Below are 20,218 nucleotides of genomic sequence, written 5' to 3'. Positions count from 1 at the left end.
GGCGTCAAGCCGTCCGAAGCACGTGGTCCGCGGCGACCGATCCCGTCTGCACGCGTCGCGCATTGGGCAGGTCGTTCGCCTCGGCGCGCGCCAGGCCCGCCTGCGTCGTCATTCCGTGGGCCACCCAGCGTGCAACAAGGCGGTCGCGCAGCACGTCCTCGGGCACATCCAACATGACGGTCGTATCCCAAAGGGGGAGCAGCCCCCGCCAGGGGTCTTCGTCCAAAAGCAGGTAATTGCCTTCGACGATCGCAATATCCGCGTCGAAGATGCCCCCGTCCGGAACCGTGGCGTCGACGGCGCGGTCGAACGTCGGGAAGGCTACGGGGCTCCCGCTGCGAAGCGCCGTCATCAACGCCAGCAGTCCGGGCACGTCAAAAGTCTCAGGCGCACCCTTGCGTGTCCGCAGGCCAAGATCGTCCAAATCCGAATTGGACAGGTGGAAACCATCCATCGGCACGACCTGTGCACGCCGTCCCCGCGTGGTGATCCGCGCGGCCAGATTTTCGGTGACGGTCGATTTGCCGGCAGCGGGCGGTCCGGCCACCGCGACCAAACGACGACCGGGGGGCAGGGCGGACAGATGCGCCGCCAAAGCCGTGATATCGATCGCCTCAGCCACGTCGGGCCAGCCAGCGCAGCGCCGCGAGGTAGCCTTCGGTGCCCAGCCCGGCAATCACCGCATCCGCACGGGCCGAGACATGGGAATGGTGGCGAAACGCCTCCCGCTGGTGGATGTTGGAAATATGCACCTCCACCACCTTGCCGTCGAAGGCGTTGAGCGCGTCGAGGATCGCGATGGAGGTGTGGGAATAGGCACCGGGGTTGATGACGATGGCATCCTGACGGCCGCGCGCATCCTGGATCGCATCGACCAGCGCGCCTTCGTGGTTGGACTGCTTGCAGGTCACATCGCCCAGGTCCAGGTCGGCGGCCAGCGCGGTGCAGGCCTCCTCCACATCCGCCAACGTCTGCGCGCCATAGATTTCGGGCTGCCGCTGGCCCAGCAGGTTCAGGTTCGGGCCGTTCAGGATCAGTGTCTTGGTCATCGCGTCCTCGTGCGTTTGCCGGGTTCTACCCCACGCGGGGCCGCGTTCCAACGCGGAGCGATGCGCCGCCCCGCGCGCTATGGCGGGAATGTCGCAGGACTTGACGCAACGGCGCGCGGGGCCGACGGTATATTCCATGTTTCCGCTGCGACTCACGCCACATCGTATTTTCCCGACGCTTGCCCTGCGCGGCACGCCGGTCGCGGTTTCGATGATGGACGTGATGGACGCGCCGCCGGACCACCTCGCCGTGTGACGTCCGCCGGGGGCCACGTCCCCCACCCGCACCGGGCCGCGCGCCCCTGCCGTGAGCATACCGCATGAACACCAGTGAAACGGGCCGCCTGCCCGCAAAGGCCAAAGTCGTCATAATCGGGGGCGGGGCGGTCGGCGTGTCGTCTCTCTATCATCTAGCGCTGGCGGGATGGACCGATTGCCTGTTGCTGGAGCGGAACGAGCTGACGGCCGGATCGACGTGGCATGCCGCCGGGAATTGTCCGAACTTCGCCGGATCCTGGGCGATCATGAATATTCAGCGCTATTCGATGGCCCTGTATCGCGGTCTGGCCGACGCGGTCGATTATCCGATGAATTACCACGTGTCCGGCACGATCCGCTACGCGCACACCCCCGAGCGGATGGAGGAATTCGAGCATGTGCGCGCCATGGGCGACCTTCAGGGCCTGAAGATGGAGCGGATGACCTGCGAGGAGATAGAGGCGAAATATCCCATCGGACAGACGCACGACCTGGTCGGCGGATTGTGGGACCCCGAGGATGGCGACATCGACCCCGCGCAGCTGACGCAGGCCTTGGCCAAGGGCGCGCGCGATCTGGGGGCCAAAATCGTGCGGCACTGCCCGGTGACCGGCGTGACCCGCGATGGCGACGGCTGGATCGTGCAGACCGATCTGGGCGATGTTGCCTGCGATGTGGTGGTGAACGCCGCCGGGTACTATGCCGCGCGCGTCGCGGAATGGTTCGCGCCCCACGGACGCCCGCCGCTGCCGATGGTCGTCATGTCCCATCAATACCTGCTGACGGAGCCGATCGCCGAGATCGAGGCCTGGAGCAAGGAACACGGGCGCAAGCTGCCGATGGTGCGGGACCCGGACGTGTCGTATTACCTGCGCCAGGAAAAGACCGGCCTGAACCTCGGCCCCTATGAACGGGACTGCAGGGCGGTCTGGACTGGCCCCGAAAACGGCGGCGACATGCCCGAGGATTTTTCCTTCCAGCTGTGGCAGGAAGATCTGGACCGGATCGAGGATTACATCGCCGACGCGATGGAGCGGGTGCCGGCCCTCGCCTCCGCCGGTGTGAGCAGCGTCATCAACGGCCCCATCCCTTACACCCCCGATGGCCTGCCCCTGATCGGGCCGATGCCTGGGGTAAAGAACGCCTATGACGCGAATACCTTCACCTTCGGCATCGCGCAGGCCGGCGGTGCGGGCAAGGTGCTGGCAGATTGGATCACCAAGGGCGCGCCCGACTGGGATTGCTTTGCAGTCGATCCCCGTCGCTTCGCCGCGTGGGCGTCCGACCCCGCCTATTGCAAAGCCAAGGCCGAGGAAGTCTACGGCCACGAATACGGAATGCACTTTCCCCACATGCGCTGGCCTGCCGCGCCGAACATGCGCACCTCGCCGAACCACGACACGCTCGCCGCGCAGGGCGCGCAATTCGCCCCCTACGGCGGGTGGGAGCGGGCGACGTGGTTCGCGCAACCGGATGACGATACATCGTGGAACACGACGCAGACCTGGCGGCGCGACGGCCCATGGCACACGCGCGTGGCCAAGGAGATCGCCGCTGTGCGCGACGGGACCGGCGTTCTGGACCTGTCGGGATTTTCCCGGTTCGAGCTGTCGGGCGACGGGGCCGCGGACTGGCTGTCGGGGATGATCGCGGGGCATCTGCCCAAGGTCGGGCGCATGACCCTGTGCTACTTCACCGGTCCCACGGGCCGGTTCGCCACCGAAATGTCGGTCAGCCGGTGGGACGAGGATGCCTTCACCCTCATCACCGCCGCCGCCGCGCGCGACCATGACCGTGACCTGCTGACCCATGCGATGCCCGCCGCCCTGACCTTGACGGATCGCAGTGACGACATCTCCTGCCTGTTGGTCACCGGGCCGACATCGCGCGCCACTCTGGCCCCGCTGACCGACGGCGACCTGTCGCTGCCTTGGCTGTCGGTGCAGCAGGCGACGGTCTGCGGCAGGCCCGTGCGGCTTCAACGGGTCAGTTTCGCGGGGGAGTTGGGCTGGGAAATCCACGGTCCGTTCGACGCGATGCCGGAGATCTATGCCGCGCTGACGGATGCGGGCGCGCGGCCCTTCGGCATGTTCGCACTCGATTCCCTGCGGATCGAAAAGGCGTACCGCGCTTGGGGGTCGGACCTGTCGCCCGGCTATACCCTGCGAGAGATCGGGGCGGACCGTTTCATCCGCAAGGCGGAGCGTGGCGACGACCCGCCCCGCGCACTGCATGTCCTGACACTCGACGATATCGGGTATGACCCGCTGCCCATGTCGCCCGTGCGTCGGAACGGTCAGATCGTGGGGGAGATCACCTCCGCCGCCTATGGTCACCGCGTGGGCAAACCGATCGCACTTGCCATGCTGGCCAAAGCGGACGCCCCGGGCGGAAGCACTGTCGAGGTCGAGGTTTTCGGCCGGATCGTTAACGCCAAAGTACACGGCGACGGTGCCCTGTGGGACGCCGACAACGAAAGGGTGCGCGCATGAACGTCGCATCGCAACTCCTTGAAAAAGCGCGTGTCGTCATTGTCGGCGGCGGTATCATCGGGTGTTCCGTCGCCTATCATCTTGCCAAACAGGGCTGGACGGACATCGTCCTGTTGGAACGCAAGAAGCTCACCTCCGGGACCACGTGGCATGCCGCTGGCCTGATCGCGCAGCTGCGATCGTCGCAGGCGGCGACTCGACTGTCCAAGTATTCCAATGACTTGTACGTCGAACTTGAAGCGGAAACGGGCGTCGCGACCGGATTGCGGCACAACGGCTCGGTTTCCGTGGCGCTGACGGCGGCCCGTCAGGAAGAATTGTTGCGCACCGCTTCGATGGCGCGCGCCTTCGGCATCGAAGTGGAGGAGCTGTCGCCCGACGGTGTTCTGGAAAAATATCCTCACATCAATCTCGACAATGTGCAGGGTGGTGTCTGGCTGCCGGGCGACGGACAGGGCGACCCTGCGAACATCGCGTTGGCGTTGGCCAAGGGTGCGCGGCTGAAGGGGGCAAAGATCGTCGAAGGCGTGCGCGTCACCGGCATGACGTCCGACCACCGCACCGTGCGATCCGTCGAATGGGCGGCGGGGGACCAGACCGGGTCGATCACCTGCGACCACGTCGTCAACTGCGGTGGCATGTGGGCGCACGAGGTGGGGCAAATGGCGGGCGTGAACGTGCCGCTGCACGCCTGCGAACACTTCTACATCGTGACCGAAAGCATTCCGGACCTGGCGCGCTTGCCGGTTCTGCGGGTGCCGGACGAATGCGCTTATTACAAGGAAGACGCAGGCAAGATCCTGCTGGGCGCGTTCGAGCCGCGGGCGAAACCCTGGGGCATGGATGGCATTCCCGACACGTTCGAGTTCGATCAATTGCCCGAAGACTTCGACCATTTCGAACCGATCCTGGCGCAGGCCATAGACCGCGTGCCAATGTTGGCGCAGGCGGGAATCCATACGTTCTTCAACGGACCCGAAAGCTTCACCCCCGACGATTCATATCATCTGGGACCGTCGCCCGAAGTGCCGAACCTTTGGGTCGCAGCGGGGTTCAATTCCATCGGAATCCAGTCCGCCGGGGGGGCCGGCATGGCGTTGGCCCGGTGGATGGACGACGGAGAGATGCCGTTCGATCTGGTCGACGTCGACATCGCGCGCAACCAGACCTTCCAGCGCAATCGGCGATATCTGAAGGAACGCGCGACCGAAAGCCTGGGCCTGCTCTATGCCGACCACTGGCCGTTTCGCCAGAAGGAGACGGCGCGCGGCGTGCGGCGGTCGCCGTTCCACGCGCAACTGGCTGACCTTGGGGCGGTGTTCGGTGAATTCGCGGGGTGGGAACGGGCGAACTGGTTCGCCTTTCCCGGCGAGCCGCGGGGCTATGACTACAGCTGGGGGCCGCAGAACTGGTTCGCGAACGCCGCCCATGAACACGCCCTGATCCGTGAAAAATGCGGCTTCTACGACATGTCGTCCTTCGGCAAGATTAAGATCGACGGGCTGCACGCCGAAACCTTCCTGAACCGCGTCTGCGGCGGGGACATGTCGGTGGACGTGGGCCGGATCGTCTATACGCAGATGCTCAATTCGCGCGGCGGCGTGGAGGCGGACGTGACCGTGACGCGCCTGTCTGAGTTCAGTTATCTGATGGTGACGCCGGCGGCGACGCTGGTGCGGGACATGGCCTGGCTGCGCCGCCACGAGGACCCGTCGGACGCCGTTTTCATCACCGACATGACTGCCGCAGAGGCGGTGCTGGCCGTCATGGGGCCGGAGTCGCGCAAGGTGTTGCAGGCCATCAGCCCGGCGGATTTCTCGAACGCCGCATTCCCGTTCGGCACCGCGCGAGAGATCGACATCGGCCTTGGCATCGCGCGGGCGCACCGCGTCTCCTATGTGGGAGAATTAGGGTGGGAGATCTACATCCCGTCCGACATGGCCGCCCATGTGTTGGAAACGCTGATCGACGCGGAAACCGGCGCGCGTCCGGTCGGTCTGCATACAATGGACAATTGTCGGATCGAGCGTGCCTTCCGGCATATGGGTCACGATATCACCCCTGCCGATCATGTTGTCGAGGCGGGATTGGGCTTTGCGGTCAAGACCGGAAAACCGTTTGATTTCATCGGGAAACAGGCCGTTCTTCACAAGCGCGAAACCGGGCTGAGCCGGCGGATGCTGCAATTCCGCCTGACCGATCCCGACGCGATGCTATACCACAACGAACCGATCGTTCGCGATGGCAAGATCGTCGGCCACATCGCGTCGGGGGCCTATGGCCACACGCTGGGCGGTGCAATGGGCCTGGGATACGTGCCCTGCGCGGGGCAAAGCGTGGAGGACAGCCTGTCCGCGCGCTACGAGATCGAGGTGGCCGGGCGGCGGATCGCGGCGGAGGCGTCGTTCCGACCGATGTACGACCCCAAGGGCGAACGGCTTCGGATGTGATCCGGGCCCCGCTGCGTTCCCCCTAAATCTGTCCATATTTCTTAAGCCGGACGTCGGCGGCGCGGGCGTGGCCCTCCATCCCCTCGATCCGGCTGATCCGGGCGGAGGTTTCGGCGACGCCCTTCGCGCCGTCGCGGGTGGCACGCTGCCACGTCACGATCTTCACGAACTTGTGCACTGAAAGCCCGCCGGTGTAACGCGCGGCCCCGCTGGTCGGCAGGACGTGATTGGTGCCCGACGCCTTGTCGCCGTAGGTCACCGTCACCTCTTCGCCCAGGAAAAGCGAGCCATAGCAGGTCAGACGGTCCAGCCACCAATCGGGATCGGCGGCCTGAACGCTCAGGTGTTCGGGGGCGTAGTCATCGGACACACCGGCCATTTCCTCGCGATCGGAACACAGGATCACCTCGCCGAAATCGCGCCATGCGGCCTCCGCGCTTTCGCGGTTTGGGCTGGGCAGATCGGCGATCAGCGCGTTCATCCGCGCCATGACCGCGTCGGCCAGGGCCCGGTCGTCAGTGACCAGCCAGACGGGCGAATTCCATCCGTGTTCCGCCTGCGATACCAGGTCGACGGCCACGATTTCGGCGTCTGCCGTCCCGTCCGCCAAGATGAGGCTGTCGGTCGGGCCGGCCACCATGTCGATGCCCACACGCCCGAACAAGAGGCGCTTCGCCTCGGCCACATATTGATTGCCGGGTCCGACTAGGATCGACGCGGGTGGCGTGTCGAACAACCCGAAAGTCAGCGCGGCGATGCCCTGCACGCCCCCCATGGCAAGGATCTTGTCGGCCCCGCACAGATGCGCGGCATAGGCGATGGCCGGGTCCATCCCGCCACCCCGGCGGGGCGGGGAGCAGACGGTCACATGCTCCACCCCAGCCACCTTGGCGGTCGTCACGGTCATGATCGCGCTGGCCACGTGGGCATAGCGCCCGCCCGGAACATAGGCCCCCGCCGCCGATACTGGAATAACCTTCTGTCCGGCCCACAGACCGGGGTGCAGCTCTACCTCCGTCTCGGTCAGGGTGGCCTTCTGCGCTTCCGCGAAACGGCGGACATTGTCGTGGGAAAACGCGATGTCTGCCTTGGTCTCATCGGACAATGCGGCGGTCGCGGCGTCGATATCGGCTTGGGTCAGAACCGGATGGCCGGGGGCGTTGTCCAGCTTCGCTGCATAGGCAAGGGCGGCATCGTCGCCCCCGGCTTCGATCTCGGTAAGCATGTCGCGCACGGTGCGGCTGACGTCATCGTGACCCGTTTCGGCCGTCCGTTCGGCCTTTTTCAGATAGATGGGCATATGGGCCTCCGCCGTGGTCAGATGTTGAAGAATACAGTTTCATCAGCGCCTTGCAGGGCGATGTTCATGGTCCACGCGTCATCGTTTCGATGGGCCATCAGTGTTTTGCGGCGGGCCGCTGGAACGCGGGCCAGGACGGGATCGTCATTGTTTTCGGACGCATCGTCGAAATAGGCGCGCGTCTGAAGCGGCAGGCCGATGCCGCGCGCCACGATCCATAGGGTAAGGTGTGGGGCTTGGCCCGGAAGGGCCGCGGGTCGCACAGTTTCAAAACGGACATGCCCATCGCCGTCGCACGCCGACCGCCGCCACAGACCATGGCCCGCCCCATCGATCTGCCACAGTTCCACCAGGGCGTCGGTCACAGGCGCGCCCATGCCATCGACGATTGCGGCACGGAATGCGATCGGCTGACCGACGGCGACGGTGCCCACAGGGGCCGCCACGATTTCATCGCCAGCCGCTGTCAGGCCCGCCGCAGCCGGCAGAAGCCCGATGTGCAGATAGGGGCCGGCAGTCTGGCTGGCGGTTTCGCGGGTCATGCACCGGCCCCGAACGGGGTCGCGGACAGGCCGCGCAGCGTGATGTCGAAACGATAGGCGCGGGCGTCGAAGGGCACGGTCGCGCCCATGTCGAGGCGCGCGATCAACCGGTCGATTGCCGCCGGATCGGGGATGGATTGGACGATCGGGCAAAGCGCGATATGCGGATCGCCCTCGAAATACATCTGCGTCACAAGGCGTTGACCGAAGGCGTGGCCGAAGACGGAAAAATGGATATGCGCAGGCCGCCAGTCGTTTCCGCCATTGGGCCAAGGGTACGCACCGGGGCGTATTGTGCGGAATGAATAGGCCCCGGCGTCATCGGTCAGGCACCGGCCGCAACCGCCGAACCCGGGATCGAGCGGGGCAAGGTAGCCGTCGCGCGCGTGGCGGTAACGGCCACCTGCATTGGCCTGCCACACCTCGATCAAGGCGCCCGCGATCGGACGGCCGCCTTCGTCGCGCAGATGCCCCATGACAAAGACCTGTTCCCCGATGGCCCCGCCGGATCCGAAGTTTGCCGTCAGATCGTGGTCCAGGGGGGCGATCATGTCGTGGCCGAAGACCGGCCCCGTCTCCTCGGTCGTGGTCGACGGCATCCGGATCGGCGCATGGCGTGGGCTGCGCAGGGCCGTGCTGCGATAGGCGGGGGCGAGCGGGGGCGGGTGCAGCCCGTCCGCGCGCGGCGTCAGACGACCGGTGAAGACATCCGTCATCCCTCGCGATCCGCAAGGACCCGCTTGGCAAGGGTGATCGCATGGTTCGCGCGCGGGATGCCGGCATAGATGCCGACGTGTTGGATCAGTTCCGCCACGTCTTCGGCGGTCGCCCCGGTGTTTGCGGTGGCGCGAAGGTGCAATTCGAACTCGCCCCAATTGCCAGTGGCGGCCAGGATGGCAAGGGTCAGCATCGACCGTTCCCGCAAGGTGAGCGCGTCGGACGCCCAAACCGTGCCCCAGGCGGCGACCGTCGTCAGGTCCACGAACTTCGCGTCCAGCGCCGCTGGGTCGGCCTGCGACCGGTCCACATGGGCATCGCCCAGCACCTGTCTGCGGCGCGCCTCCCCGCGAATTTTGCGATCATCGGTCATGGCGGCACGATGGCGCGGCGGCGCGTCTTACGCAAGACGGACCGAGACGCCATGAAAAAGGGGGCACCTGTCAGGTGCCCCCTTTCGCCGCGTCGACGAAGGGTCCGGCGTCGGACCCCTACGGCTCAGCAGGAGTAGTACATCTGATACTCGACCGGGTGGGGTGTGTGCTCATAGGCATAAACCTCGTCCCACTTGAGCGCCATATAGCCTTCGATCTGATCGCGGGTGAAAACATCGCCGGCCAGCAGGAAGTTGTGATCCTTCTCCAGCTCGTCCAGGGCTTCGCGCAGGCTGCCGCAGACGGTCGGGATGGCGGCCAGTTCTTCGGCGGGCAGATCGTAAAGGTCCTTGTCCGACGGCTCGCCCGGGTGGGTCTTGTTCTTGATCCCGTCCAGACCGGCCATCAACAGCGCCGCGAAGCACAGATAGGGGTTGGCGGCCGGATCGGGGAAGCGGGCCTCGACGCGCTTGGCCTTGGGGCTCTCGGTCCACGGGATCCGCACGCAGCCCGAACGGTTGCGGGCCGAATAGGCGCGCAGAACGGGGGCCTCGAACCCGGGGATAAGACGCTTGTAGCTGTTGGTCGCCGGGTTGGTGAACGCGTTGAGCGCCTTGGCGTGCTTCAGGATACCGCCGATGAAATACAACGCCTCGTTCGACAGGTCGGCATATTGGTCGCCCGCGAAGAGCGGCTTGCCATCCTTCCAGATCGACATATTGACGTGCATGCCGGTGCCGTTGTCGCCCGCGATGGGCTTGGGCATGAATGTCGCCGATTTGCCGTAGGCGTGGGCGACGTTGTGGATGACGTACTTGTACTTCTGGATCTCGTCGGCCTGCTTGGTCAGCGTGCCGAAGATCAGGCCCAGCTCGTGCTGGCAGGACGCGACTTCGTGGTGGTGCTTGTCGACCTTCATGCCCATGCGCTTCATGGTGGACAGCATCTCGGAGCGCAGATCCTGCGCGGAGTCGGTCGGGTTGACTGGAAAATACCCACCCTTGATGCCCGGACGGTGACCCATGTTGCCCATTTCGTAGTCGGCATCGGTGTTCCAGGACGCGTCGGCCGCATCGACCTCGAAGCTGACCTTGTTCATGGTGTTCGAATACTTGACGTCGTCGAACAGAAAGAACTCGGCTTCGGGGCCGCAATAGAACGCATCGCCGATACCCGAAGACACGAGATAGGCTTCGGCCTTCTCGGCGGTGCCGCGCGGGTCGCGGTCATAGGCTTCGCCGGTGTCCGGCTCCACGACCGAGCAATGCACGCAGACCGTCTTTTCCGCATAGAAAGGGTCGATGTACGCGCTGTCGACGTCCAGCATCAACTTCATGTCGGAGGCTTCGATCGACTTCCAGCCTGCGATCGAGGAGCCGTCGAACATGAAGCCTTCCTCGATGAAATCCTCGTCGACCAGATCGGCGACGACCGTGACGTGCTGCAGCTTGCCGCGCGGGTCGGTGAAGCGGACGTCGACGTATTCGACTTCCTCGTCCTTGATGAGCTTGATCAGGCTGTTTGCCATGATGATCCCTTTCCCTTGGTGGTATCTTGTAAAACTTGTGGTTCAGATCGCGTCTTCGCCGGATTCGCCGGTGCGGATGCGAATGGCCTGTTCGATCGGGGACACGAAGATCTTTCCGTCGCCGATCTTGTCGGTGCGCGCGGCCGCGATGATCGCTTCGACCGCGTCGTCGACCTGATCGTCGGCAAGAACGACCTCGATCTTCACCTTGGGCAGGAAATCGACCACGTATTCGGCACCGCGGTACAGTTCGGTATGGCCCTTCTGGCGTCCGAAGCCCTTGACCTCGGTCACCGACAGGCCCTGAATCCCGATGTCCTGCAGCGCTTCCTTCACCTCGTCCAGCTTGAACGGCTTGATGATGGCCTCGATTTTCTTCATGGACGTCCTCCCCGGCGGCATTGAGGTCGGCTTCGCAGTCTGGACGGGGACGGACAATTGCATAGGCTGTCTTCAACCAGATCCCGCCACTTGAATCGCGGCGAGTAGCCTGAATTTCGGGCGCAGAGATCAATAATTAGGCGAAACGGAAATCATGGATAATCTGCTGCTGACCGCCGCCCAGATGCGCGCCCTGGAACAGGCCGCTATCGACAGCGGGGTCGTCACGGGGCTGGAGTTGATGGAACGTGCTGGCACGGGCGCAGTGGACGCGATCCTGGACGAATGGCCAGATCTTGCCGCCGCGCCCGGCCGGGCGGTGGTGCTGTGCGGGCCGGGCAACAACGGCGGTGATGGATTCGTCGTGGCGCGGGTGCTGGTGGGCAGGGGTTGGGATGTGGAGGTGTTCCTGTACGGCGACGCGGAAAAGCTGCCGCCGGACGCGCGGGTGAATTACGAGCGGTGGCGGGAGGTGGGGGAGGTGCAGACGCTGACCGGCAGAGATATGGACGGGCGAGGGTATGTTCCTGACCTTACCATCGACGCCATCTTCGGGACCGGTCTTTCCCGAACGCTCTCCTGGGAGTTGTGCGATGCGGTGAAACAATACGCGTGGACCTTCACGCAAGGAACGAGAGTCGTCGCCTTGGACATTCCATCCGGTTTGTCAGCCGAGTCCGGCCGACGTATTCCATGCGCCGACCCGCCCGAGGACCGGCTTGCCTTTCCGACCGTGTCGCCCGCGGCCGCGCTTGCGATTGACCTGACACTTGCCTTTCACGCGCCGAAGATCGGTCACTATCTCGGCGACGCTCCGGCCGACTGCGGAAGGCTGCGCGTCGTCGATATCGGTTTAAACGGCGGCGCGACCGACGTGGAGACGGCACGTCTCGTTTGCGGTCCCTTCGAAGGCGTCGCCAAGGCGTCCGGCCACAAGTACGACCACGGCCACGCGATTGTCCTGACCGGCGGCATGGGGCTGACCGGGGCCGCGCGTCTGGCCGCGCGCGGGGCGCTGCGGATCGGTGCGGGCCTGGTGACCTGCGTGGCCCCCGGACCCGCAATGATGGAATGTGCGGTGCAGTTGACGGCGGTCATGCTGCGGCGGTGCGACGATGCGGCGGCGCTGGCGGATTTGCTGGAAGACGATCGCATCAATGCCCTCTGTCTCGGGCCGGGAATGGGGCTGTCGGACCGAGCGGGGGATTTGATCGATGCGGCGCTCTCCGCGCGGAGGCACATTGCCCTCGATGCCGATGCCCTGACGATCCTTGCCGAACGGGACGACCCCTTCGCCATGCTTCATCACGACTGCGTTCTGACCCCGCACGGCGGAGAATTCGCGAGCCTGTTTCCCGACATCGCGGAACGGCTGAACGTGCCCGCCATGGAAGGCCCGGCTTATTCCAAGGTCGATGCCACCCGCGACGCCGCCGACCGCGCGGGCTGCACGGTGCTCTTCAAGGGAATGGACACCGTCATCGCCGATGAAAAGGGCAACGCCCGGATCAACGCCGCCGTCTATGACCGCGCGGCCCCTTGGCTTGCGACGGCGGGGGCGGGGGACGTGCTGGCCGGGATCATCGCCGGATTGCTGGCGCGGGGTCTGTCCCCGCTCGACGCCGCATCCTCCGCGGCCTGGCTGCATGTCGAGGCGGCGCGCGCCTTCGGACCGGGCCTGATCGCGGAGGACCTGCCCGAGATGCTACCGCAGGTTTTGGCCGCGCTGGAGCGCTAGGTCCGCACTGCGCTCAGCGCGCCCGACACCAACTCCAGCCCATCGACATAGAGAGCGGAAGGTCGATCGAGGACGATGCACCAGACGGACCCGCCGTTGGACGTGACGCTGCGAATGACCGACCCGTCGATCAGGCGCTGCGCCGCGACGCGCGCCTCGCGGGCCCTGAAGATCGTCTTCGCCCGCCAGTCGCGCAGCACCACCGGCTGATCGCAGGGCAGGGTCACGTCGCGTTCCGGTTTGCCCCGGCCCATAGCATTCGCCGGGATGCGGATCATCGGGGTGCCGGGGGCCACATTCATACGGATTACGTCGCGCACGGTGGTCATGCCGTGATCGCGGGTGATGATGCGCGTACCGGGATCAATGGCTTCGACCTGCATCTCACCGCTTGCGGTCAGAACGCGGCTGCCGGCGGGCAGGGCGTGGCGCAGGGTGCGGTCGGCCAGAACCGGCACGCCCAGGGGCGGCGGGGAAGGAGTGAATACCGTCATATGACTGCTCGCGCGATTGTTCGCTTGTTCTGCCATCAGCCTAGGGCACCCCCGATGCGGGGCGCAGCAGAATTCCACGCCCTTTCCCAAACGCTTGCAGCAAAGTGTTGCAATCCCGTTAACGGCCACAATTGCGACACGAAAAAAACCCGGACGCGTCAGCATCCGGGCCGTAGTCTTGAGCGGTCGGGTTTAGGCCGCGTTGTTCGCGCGCCAGATCAGTCGGCTTCGATGATCTCGACAACGCCGGACTCGGTGCGGCCCGTTGGTGTTTCCAACCCGTTGGCATAAACGGTCAAAGGGGTCCCGAAATCCAGGCGGAAGAAATCGGCCTCGCCAAAGGCGGCGATCTGTTTGCCATCGGCCAGGCGACGGGCGGGGACGAGGGCGGCGACGCAGTCGAACAATGCCTCGGCGCGCCAATCGCGCACGATGACGTGCTGGTCGCAAGCGACGGTCGTGTCACGCTCGGGCCGACCGAGACCAAGGCTGTCGGTGCGCACCGAACAGGCGGGAGCGACAATTTGGGTAACTGCGGAAAGGGAGGACATGCCACGCTCCCGGGTGATGATACGATCGCCCGCGACCAGGTGTTCGACCGCAACTTCGCCCTTGGCCGTCAGGATGAAGGTGCCGCGTGCGATGCCGCCCTTGATACCACTTTTGACGTCGACGGCCTGCGCGGTAGAGCTGGCGGTCAGATTTTCGGCATTCTGGCGAAGTTGGACGGTCATGGCAGTGATCCTGTCTGGCGATTTTCGGTGTTATTAATCCATCCATGCGCTCCAATTGGGGCACGATCTGGGCAAGAAGCGGGACTCTTCTAGGCTCTTTCCAGTCGATTTGCGGAGTGTTAAGCGCATCCCGTGCGGGTGTGGCGGAACTGGTAGACGCACCAGATTTAGGTTCTGGCGCCGCAAGGCGTGGGGGTTCGAGTCCCTTCACCCGCACCACTTTCCCGCTCTTTCAGGCGCGTACACGGCGCATTCCGGGCTATTGAAGGGCCGGTCGCTTGACCTTTGGCGCGGTTCCGGCCCCATGTCGGGTAGGGGGCGGCAAGATGCGCGACAAGATGATCGAGATCTTCAGGGCGGGCGTGGCGCGGGCCGACCCGGCGGCGGCCGTCCGGGCGGCAACGACGGACGCGCAGACACCCGACCTGATCGTGGCGATCGGCAAGGCTGCGGGGGCGATGGCACGGGCCGCGCTGGTCCGGTTTCCCGGCACCGACTGCCTGATCGTCACGAATCCTGAAAACGCCACCGAAATTGCCGGTGCGCGCGTTCTTATCGGCGGACACCCCGTGCCCGACGCGGGCAGCGCGCGGGCGGGCGAGGCGGTGCTGGCGGCTGTGACTGCGTTGGGCGCGGGGCAGCATTGCCTTGCCCTGATTTCAGGCGGCGGGTCTGCCCTGGCCGTCGCGCCTGTTGATGGTGTTACGCTGGAGGATAAGGCCGAAGTCTCGCGTCTGCTGCTGGCAGCGGGGCTCGACATCAAGGCGATGAACCTGGTGCGCCAGAATCTCAGCCGGTTGAAGGGGGGTGGGCTGGCAAGGGCCTGCGCGCCCGCGACGATGGAGGCGCTGATCCTGTCTGATGTGGTCGGTGACGATCTGGGGGCCATCGCCTCGGGCCCGACGGTGCCGCCGCTCGGCACGGCGGCGGACGCGCGCGATCTGTTGCGGCAATCGGGTCTGTGGGGGCGGCTGCCCGAAAGCTGTCGCGTGGCCCTGTCATCGGCCCGCGTCAGCCCGACGCCAGCGGTTGCGACGCGCGTGATCGGATCCAACCGCCTGTCGGCCGAAGCCATGCGGACCGCGGCCCCCGACGCCACGCTCGACCCAATTCCGCTGGAGGGGGACGTGGCGCAGGCAGCGGCCCGTGTGGCCGCGCGGGTGGCAGCAGGACCGGGCCTGACGCTCTGGGGTGGAGAGACGACGGTGGTTTTAAGGGGGCAGGGTCGCGGGGGGCGCAATCAGGAACTGGCGCTGCGCGTCGCCGTCGCGCTGCGCGATTTCGATCGGCCCTGGGCGTTTCTGTCGGGCGGCACCGACGGACGCGACGGGCCGACGGACGCGGCAGGGGCGTTGGTCGACGACGGAACGCTGACGCGGGCTGGGGCGGCGGAGATGGATGTGGCGGCGGCACTTGCAGACAACGACAGCTACCGGGTGCTGGCTGCGACGGGCGACCTTTTGATGACGGGGGCGACTGGCACGAATGTCGCCGACCTTCAGATCCTGTTCGTCGGGTAAGCAGGTGACAGCGCCGGTGTCGGTGCTATGTCAAACGGTATGATTAAAACGACACTCTTCGTGGTCACCGCTGGCGTCGTGGTCGCCGGTCTGGGCTATATCCGACTTGCACCGATGGAAGCGGAGGCGTGGCACCTCGATCCGACCACGGCCACGCGCACGGGCAAGCCCAACGATTATCTGGTGGCGGACGGCGGGGACCGGCCCGCCATCGTCTTGCCCGGCACGCCCGAAGCGGTCCTGAATCGCCTCGACGCGGTCGCCATGGCCGAAGCGGGGGTGACCCGTCTGGCCGGATCGCCGGCAGAAGGTTTGGTGACTTACGTGCAACGCACAAGGCTGATGGGGTACCCGGACGCGATTTCAGTGTCCGCCGTGCCCGACGACGGCGGCGCGCGCCTGTCGATCTACAGCCGGTCGCGCTATGGCCAAGCGGACCTTGGTGTGAACAAGGCGCGGGTCGAGCGTTGGCTTGCGGCGCTCGACCTGTGAGCGACGCGCGACCCGGCCCGATCAATACGGCAGGGGATGCGCCCGGTTCAGGTCGTCGATCGCGCTTACCAATTCGTCCGAGAGAACCATATCCTGCGCCTTGAGCCCGTGTTCCAACTGCGCCGTCGTCGTCGCGCCCAGAATGGCGGAACAGGCGAAGGGCCGGGTCTGCAACCACGCAAGCGCCATATGCACCGGGTCGATCCCGTGTTCGGCGGCCAGCTTCAGATAGGCGTCGACCGTGGTTTCGACACGCGGCGACCACCGCCCGCCCAGACCGTCGTTGATCGACTTGCGCGACCCGTCGGGCACCGCGCCGTTCTGGTACTTGCCGGTGATCATTCCGGTGGCGAGTGGGGAGAAAGCCAGCATCGTGACGTCTTCGTAGGTCATCATCTCGGTCAGGTCGGTGTCGGCCAGCCGGAACAACACGGAATATTCGTTCTGGATGGCGACGGGGCGGGCGGGGCCGTCGCCGCCGTCTTCGTCCGACGCCAGCATCAGCCATTGGTCCATGCCCCAAGTGCCTTCGTTCGACAGACCGAACGACCGGATCGTGCCCCGCTCCACCTCCTGCTCCAATGCGCCCATGCAGTCGGCCATGTCCTGCAGGATGACGTCGCGCGTGCCCTGCGGCCTGAACTGCCAGTACTTGCGAAACTGGAAGCTGCCACGGTTGGGCCAGTGAAATTGATAGAGGTCGATCGTCTCGGACTTCAGACGCTTCAACGATCCTTCGATGGCCTTGGGGATGCTTTCGCTCGTGATCGGGTCGCCGCCACGCGCGTGCGATCCTTCACCCGAATGTTTCGTAGCCACGCGCAACCGACCTGCATTGCCCGATGCGATCCAGTTGCCGACGATCTCCTCGGTCAGGCCGACCGTTTCGGCGCGGACCGGGTTCACCGGATACATCTCGGCCGTGTCCAGCCATGTGACGCCGGCGTCTGCGGCCATGTCCATCTGGGTGTGGGCGTCCGCTTCGGCGGTCTGGGTGCCGAAAGTCATCGTGCCCAGCATGATTTCGGAGATGGTGTCGTGACGGCCGAGGGGAACATTGCGCATGGGATGCGGTCCTTTCGGTTGGGAACGTGGAAATGATGTCAGATGTCGAGGTCGAGCCAGACGGGCACGTGGTCGCTTGGCTTATCGCGCCCGCGCATGTCGGACTGGATGGTGCAATCGGTCATCCGGTCGGCCACGGCGGGCGACAGCAGGAAATGGTCGATGCGGATGCCGTCGTTCCGATTCCAGGCACCGGCCTGATAATCCCAGAACGAATAATGACCCGCCCCTTGCGTGCGGGTGCGGAAGGCCTCGGTCAGGCCAAGGTTGAGGAGACGTCGCCATGCCGCCCGCGTCTGCGGCAGGCCCAGCGCATCCGTCTCCCAGACCTTGGGGTTTGCGGCGTCGCGCGCGTCGGGGATGACGTTGAAATCTCCGGTCATCAGGAACGGCGTTTCCTCGGCCAGCAAAACACGCGCCCGCGCTTCCAGCCGCGCCATCCAATCCAGTTTGTAATCGTATTTCGGCCCGGGCGCCGGATTGCCGTTGGGCAGGTAGAGCCCGCAGATTCGGACCGCGCCCTGTTCGCCGATCACCGTACCTTCGATATACCGCGCCTGTTCGTCTTCGTCGTCTCCGGGCAGGCCGCGGGTCACGTCCTCCAGCGGGGTCTTCGACAGAAGGGCGACGCCGTTGAACCCTTTCTGCCCGTGGGTGTGCAATTCGTACCCCGCATCTTCCGCCACTTCGCGGGGGAACGCCTCGTCCATCGACTTGATCTCCTGCAGGACGGCGACATCGGGTGCGTCGTCCCGCAGCCAGGCGGACACGGTTTCGTACCGGGCCTTGATCCCGTTGACGTTGAACGTGGCGATTTTCATGGGGCGGGCCTCCGGTGTTGGGGCGGGTGTAGGACAGGCGCAGGGGGGTGTCACGGGGGCGGCCGTCCGAAGGCCGGTAATCAGCCCAGCAGCTTGTCGGCCCGTTTCTTGACCAGGACCGTCCGCAGGTCGTGCATCGCCAGCAACAGCCGGTCGGTCACATCGTCCAGTTGCGCGTCCGTAGCCTTCGATTGAACCCAGTGGGCCGTCAGGTTCAGGTGGTCGACGGTGCGCCGAATGTCGTCGATGTCGCGGGCGGTCAATTCCGTTTCGCGCGCGGATTTCCAGGCGTCGATCGCGGCCTGATCCTCATCTGTCAGAACGGTATCGCCTTGGGGCTTCACCTGTCCGTTGTTGATGTTGATCGTCGCGATCTGATCGAGTTCCAGCCGCCGTTGCCGGTTCTCCGAATCCACCCGAAACACCAGCGCGCCGTTGTCCTTGACGCGAAAGTAGTACGGGGGGAGGCCGCCGTTCATCGGCTTGCCTCGTTCTGTCTTGTCAGTTCCGCATCGACGACCGCACGAAATTCCGGGCGCGAAACGAAGCCGTTACCATCAAGATCCCAATGGGCGAGATCGGTGATGAGGTCTTCGCCGGTCAGGATAACCCCGGTGGCGGCTGCGTCGTGCAATTCGTCAAGGCTCACGGAACCGTCACCGTCATCATCCAGGGTCGCCATCTGCGCGTCTGTTTCTTCATCGTCCGACCTGTGCCGGCGGGCGATCTCTTCCCGCGTAAGGCTACCGTTCCAATCCAGGTCGAGTGCAGCGTAACCTGTCATCCAGGTGGCAAGTTTTCTGGCGCGATCAGCTTGGATCAGCTTTGGAATGGATGCGATTTCGATCCCCGCAGATGATGCGGACAATTGGAGGAATGGATCAAAGAACCGAGCCTGCATATGGTCGAGGTCGCGGGAGTACTCGATGACACGCGCCATTCTGTCGGTGACCAACGCATCTTCCGCTGGTACCGCGACCTGCGCCACCGCTACGGTGCCGACAGACACGACGAGAGCGGTCAAGACAGCGTTCACACCAACCCCTCGCAGAACCGCTTGATCCGCGCGCAGGCTTCGGTCAGCGCCTCGTCCGACGTGGCGTAGGAAACCCGGAAATGCGGGCTCAGGCCGAAGGCCGCGCCGAACACGACGGCCACGCCCTCTTCCTCCAGCAGGGCGGAGGCGAAGGTCTCGTCGTCCGTGATCTCGACCCCGCCCTTGCTCGTCTTGCCGATGCAGCCGGCGATCGACGGATAGACGTAGAACGCGCCTTCGGGCTTGGGGCAGGTGATACCGGGGCAGGCGTTAAGGCCGTCTACGACCAGATCGCGGCGGCCCTTGAACAGTTTCTGGTTGGGCCGGATGAACGCCTGCGTGCCGTTCAGCGCCTCGACGGCCGCGTATTGCGAGATGGAGCAGGGGTTGGACGTCGACTGCGACTGCACCTTGCGCATGGCTGCGATCAGATGCTCCGGCCCGGCGGCATAGCCGATACGCCAGCCGGTCATGGAATAGGCCTTGGAAACGCCGTTCATCGTCAGCGTCCGGTCGTACAGGCCAGGCTCCACCTGCGCGGGGGTGGCGAAGACGAAATTGTCGAAGACCAGGTGTTCGTACATATCATCGGTCAGGATCCAGACGTGGGGATGGCGCATCAGCACATCCGTCAAATCCTTGAGCTCCGATGCCGAATAGGCCGCGCCGGTCGGGTTCGAAGGGGAGTTGAAGATCAGCCATTTCGTCTTGGGCGTGATCGCCGCCTCCAACGCCTCGGCCGTCATCTTGAAATTCGTCTCGATCCCGGCTTCGACGATCACCGGCTCCCCCCCGGCCAGCAGGACCATGTCCGGATAGCTGACCCAGTAGGGGGCGGGAATGATGACTTCGTCGCCGGCGTTCAGCGTGGCGACGAAGGCATTGTAGAGCACCTGCTTGCCGCCCGACCCAATGGTGACCTGCGACGGGGTGTAATCCAGTCCATTGTCGCGCTTGAATTTGGCGCAGATGGCGTCCTTCAGCTCGGGGATGCCGTCGACGGCGGTGTATTTCGTGTGCCCCTCGGCGATGGCGCGCGCACCCGCGTCCTTGATATTCTGCGGCGTGTCGAAGTCCGGCTCTCCGGCGCCCAGGCCGATGACATCGCGCCCGGCGGCCTTCAATTCGCGCGCCTTGTTCGTCACGGCGATCGTGGGCGAAGGTTTCACGCGGGCGAGTGTGTCGGACAGGAACGCCATTGGGTCGGTCTCCGGGTTTGCTTCTGGT

20 protein-coding genes and 1 tRNA gene are annotated in these 20,218 nt (G+C 65.1%); 6 read left to right on the top strand and 15 right to left on the bottom strand.

The genetic code is table 11. The features are described from left to right. Positions 1–4: 4 nt before the first annotated feature. Both JDO7802_RS16020 and aroQ read right to left on the bottom strand, forming a co-directional pair. Positions 5–622 carry a nucleoside/nucleotide kinase family protein gene (locus JDO7802_RS16020; RefSeq protein WP_055086932.1) on the bottom strand — a complete coding sequence of 206 codons (618 nt, stop codon included), beginning with the start codon at positions 620–622 and terminating at the stop codon, positions 5–7. Further along, the gene (gene aroQ / locus JDO7802_RS16015) at positions 615–1,049 is read right to left on the bottom strand and encodes a type II 3-dehydroquinate dehydratase (RefSeq protein ID WP_055086931.1); all 435 of its coding nucleotides are present in this window, start codon (positions 1,047–1,049) and stop codon (positions 615–617) included. The genes JDO7802_RS16020 and aroQ overlap by 8 nt, the downstream gene beginning before the upstream one ends. Before the next feature lie 320 nt (positions 1,050–1,369). On the opposite strand from aroQ, the gene JDO7802_RS16010 reads away from it, so the two are divergent. Next, positions 1,370–3,799 (top strand): GcvT family protein, encoded by a 2,430-nt coding sequence (locus JDO7802_RS16010; protein ID WP_055086930.1) that lies wholly within the window; start codon positions 1,370–1,372, stop codon positions 3,797–3,799. Beyond that, on the top strand, positions 3,796–6,249 hold the full coding sequence (locus JDO7802_RS16005) for a GcvT family protein (protein WP_055086929.1): 2,454 nt from the start codon (positions 3,796–3,798) through the stop codon (positions 6,247–6,249). The genes JDO7802_RS16010 and JDO7802_RS16005 overlap by 4 nt, the downstream gene beginning before the upstream one ends. Positions 6,250–6,271: 22 nt before the next feature. Here the strand turns inward: JDO7802_RS16005 and hisD are convergent, their stop codons facing one another. The 6 genes from hisD to JDO7802_RS15975 form a co-directional block, all read right to left on the bottom strand. Continuing rightward, the gene (gene hisD, locus JDO7802_RS16000) at positions 6,272–7,549 is read right to left on the bottom strand and encodes a histidinol dehydrogenase (RefSeq protein WP_055086928.1); all 1,278 of its coding nucleotides are present in this window, start codon (positions 7,547–7,549) and stop codon (positions 6,272–6,274) included. A 17-nt stretch (positions 7,550–7,566) separates the two neighbouring features. Then, positions 7,567–8,091 carry a peptidase associated/transthyretin-like domain-containing protein gene (locus JDO7802_RS15995; RefSeq protein ID WP_055086927.1) on the bottom strand — a complete coding sequence of 175 codons (525 nt, stop codon included), beginning with the start codon at positions 8,089–8,091 and terminating at the stop codon, positions 7,567–7,569. Continuing rightward, positions 8,088–8,807 (bottom strand): protocatechuate 3,4-dioxygenase subunit beta, encoded by a 720-nt coding sequence (pcaH, locus tag JDO7802_RS15990; RefSeq protein ID WP_055086926.1) that lies wholly within the window; start codon positions 8,805–8,807, stop codon positions 8,088–8,090. The genes JDO7802_RS15995 and pcaH overlap by 4 nt, the downstream gene beginning before the upstream one ends. After that, positions 8,804–9,181, bottom strand: a complete 378-nt coding sequence (locus JDO7802_RS15985; protein WP_055086925.1) for a carboxymuconolactone decarboxylase family protein — start codon at positions 9,179–9,181, stop codon at positions 8,804–8,806. Before JDO7802_RS15985 ends, pcaH begins: the two co-directional genes overlap by 4 nt. A gap of 125 nt (positions 9,182–9,306) precedes the next feature. Beyond that, positions 9,307–10,710 carry a type I glutamate--ammonia ligase gene (gene glnA / locus JDO7802_RS15980; protein WP_055086924.1) on the bottom strand — a complete coding sequence of 468 codons (1,404 nt, stop codon included), beginning with the start codon at positions 10,708–10,710 and terminating at the stop codon, positions 9,307–9,309. A gap of 42 nt (positions 10,711–10,752) precedes the next feature. Next, positions 10,753–11,091, bottom strand: coding sequence for a P-II family nitrogen regulator (locus JDO7802_RS15975; protein WP_055086923.1), 339 nt, complete (start codon positions 11,089–11,091; stop codon positions 10,753–10,755). 154 nt (positions 11,092–11,245) lie between these two features. Here JDO7802_RS15975 and JDO7802_RS15970 point away from each other — a divergent pair, with 154 nt between their 5' ends. Then, positions 11,246–12,829: a bifunctional ADP-dependent NAD(P)H-hydrate dehydratase/NAD(P)H-hydrate epimerase gene (locus JDO7802_RS15970; RefSeq protein ID WP_055086922.1), complete on the top strand. Its 1,584-nt coding sequence runs from the start codon at positions 11,246–11,248 to the stop codon at positions 12,827–12,829. Here JDO7802_RS15970 and JDO7802_RS15965 read toward each other — a convergent pair. Next, positions 12,826–13,323 (bottom strand): Hint domain-containing protein, encoded by a 498-nt coding sequence (locus JDO7802_RS15965; RefSeq protein ID WP_055086921.1) that lies wholly within the window; start codon positions 13,321–13,323, stop codon positions 12,826–12,828. The two genes, JDO7802_RS15970 and JDO7802_RS15965, sit on opposite strands and share 4 nt — an antisense overlap. 218 nt (positions 13,324–13,541) lie before the next feature. Further along, positions 13,542–14,057: a Hint domain-containing protein gene (locus JDO7802_RS15960; protein ID WP_055086920.1), complete on the bottom strand. Its 516-nt coding sequence runs from the start codon at positions 14,055–14,057 to the stop codon at positions 13,542–13,544. A gap of 134 nt (positions 14,058–14,191) precedes the next feature. Here JDO7802_RS15960 and JDO7802_RS15955 point away from each other — a divergent pair. From JDO7802_RS15955 to JDO7802_RS15945, 3 genes are all read left to right on the top strand, one after another. Beyond that, a tRNA-Leu gene (locus JDO7802_RS15955) sits at positions 14,192–14,276 on the top strand. A gap of 107 nt (positions 14,277–14,383) precedes the next feature. Beyond that, positions 14,384–15,577 carry a glycerate kinase type-2 family protein gene (locus JDO7802_RS15950; protein ID WP_055086919.1) on the top strand — a complete coding sequence of 398 codons (1,194 nt, stop codon included), beginning with the start codon at positions 14,384–14,386 and terminating at the stop codon, positions 15,575–15,577. Between the two features lie 39 nt (positions 15,578–15,616). Continuing rightward, entirely contained in the window at positions 15,617–16,069 is a 453-nt protein-coding gene (locus JDO7802_RS15945) for a DUF1499 domain-containing protein (protein WP_055086918.1), read from the top strand. A gap of 21 nt (positions 16,070–16,090) precedes the next feature. Here JDO7802_RS15945 and JDO7802_RS15940 read toward each other — a convergent pair whose 3' ends face one another. The 5 genes from JDO7802_RS15940 to JDO7802_RS15920 form a co-directional block, all read right to left on the bottom strand. Continuing rightward, on the bottom strand, positions 16,091–17,134 hold the full coding sequence (locus JDO7802_RS15940; protein ID WP_055086917.1) for an aldo/keto reductase: 1,044 nt from the start codon (positions 17,132–17,134) through the stop codon (positions 16,091–16,093). A gap of 38 nt (positions 17,135–17,172) precedes the next feature. After that, positions 17,173–17,955 (bottom strand): exodeoxyribonuclease III, encoded by a 783-nt coding sequence (gene xth, locus JDO7802_RS15935; RefSeq protein WP_055086916.1) that lies wholly within the window; start codon positions 17,953–17,955, stop codon positions 17,173–17,175. Between the two features lie 80 nt (positions 17,956–18,035). Then, positions 18,036–18,434 carry a hypothetical protein gene (locus JDO7802_RS15930; protein WP_055086915.1) on the bottom strand — a complete coding sequence of 133 codons (399 nt, stop codon included), beginning with the start codon at positions 18,432–18,434 and terminating at the stop codon, positions 18,036–18,038. After that, positions 18,431–18,979: an EF-hand domain-containing protein gene (locus JDO7802_RS15925; RefSeq protein ID WP_144430640.1), complete on the bottom strand. Its 549-nt coding sequence runs from the start codon at positions 18,977–18,979 to the stop codon at positions 18,431–18,433. The genes JDO7802_RS15930 and JDO7802_RS15925 overlap by 4 nt, the downstream gene beginning before the upstream one ends. Positions 18,980–18,987: 8 nt before the next feature. Further along, on the bottom strand, positions 18,988–20,190 hold the full coding sequence (locus JDO7802_RS15920) for a pyridoxal phosphate-dependent aminotransferase (protein ID WP_055086913.1): 1,203 nt from the start codon (positions 20,188–20,190) through the stop codon (positions 18,988–18,990). Between the last annotated feature and the right edge of the window lie 28 nt (positions 20,191–20,218).

Source organism: Jannaschia donghaensis (assembly GCF_001403795.1).
Taxonomy (GTDB): Bacteria; Pseudomonadota; Alphaproteobacteria; order Rhodobacterales; family Rhodobacteraceae; genus Jannaschia; species Jannaschia donghaensis.
This window is presented reverse-complemented; position numbering and strand designations above follow the sequence as displayed.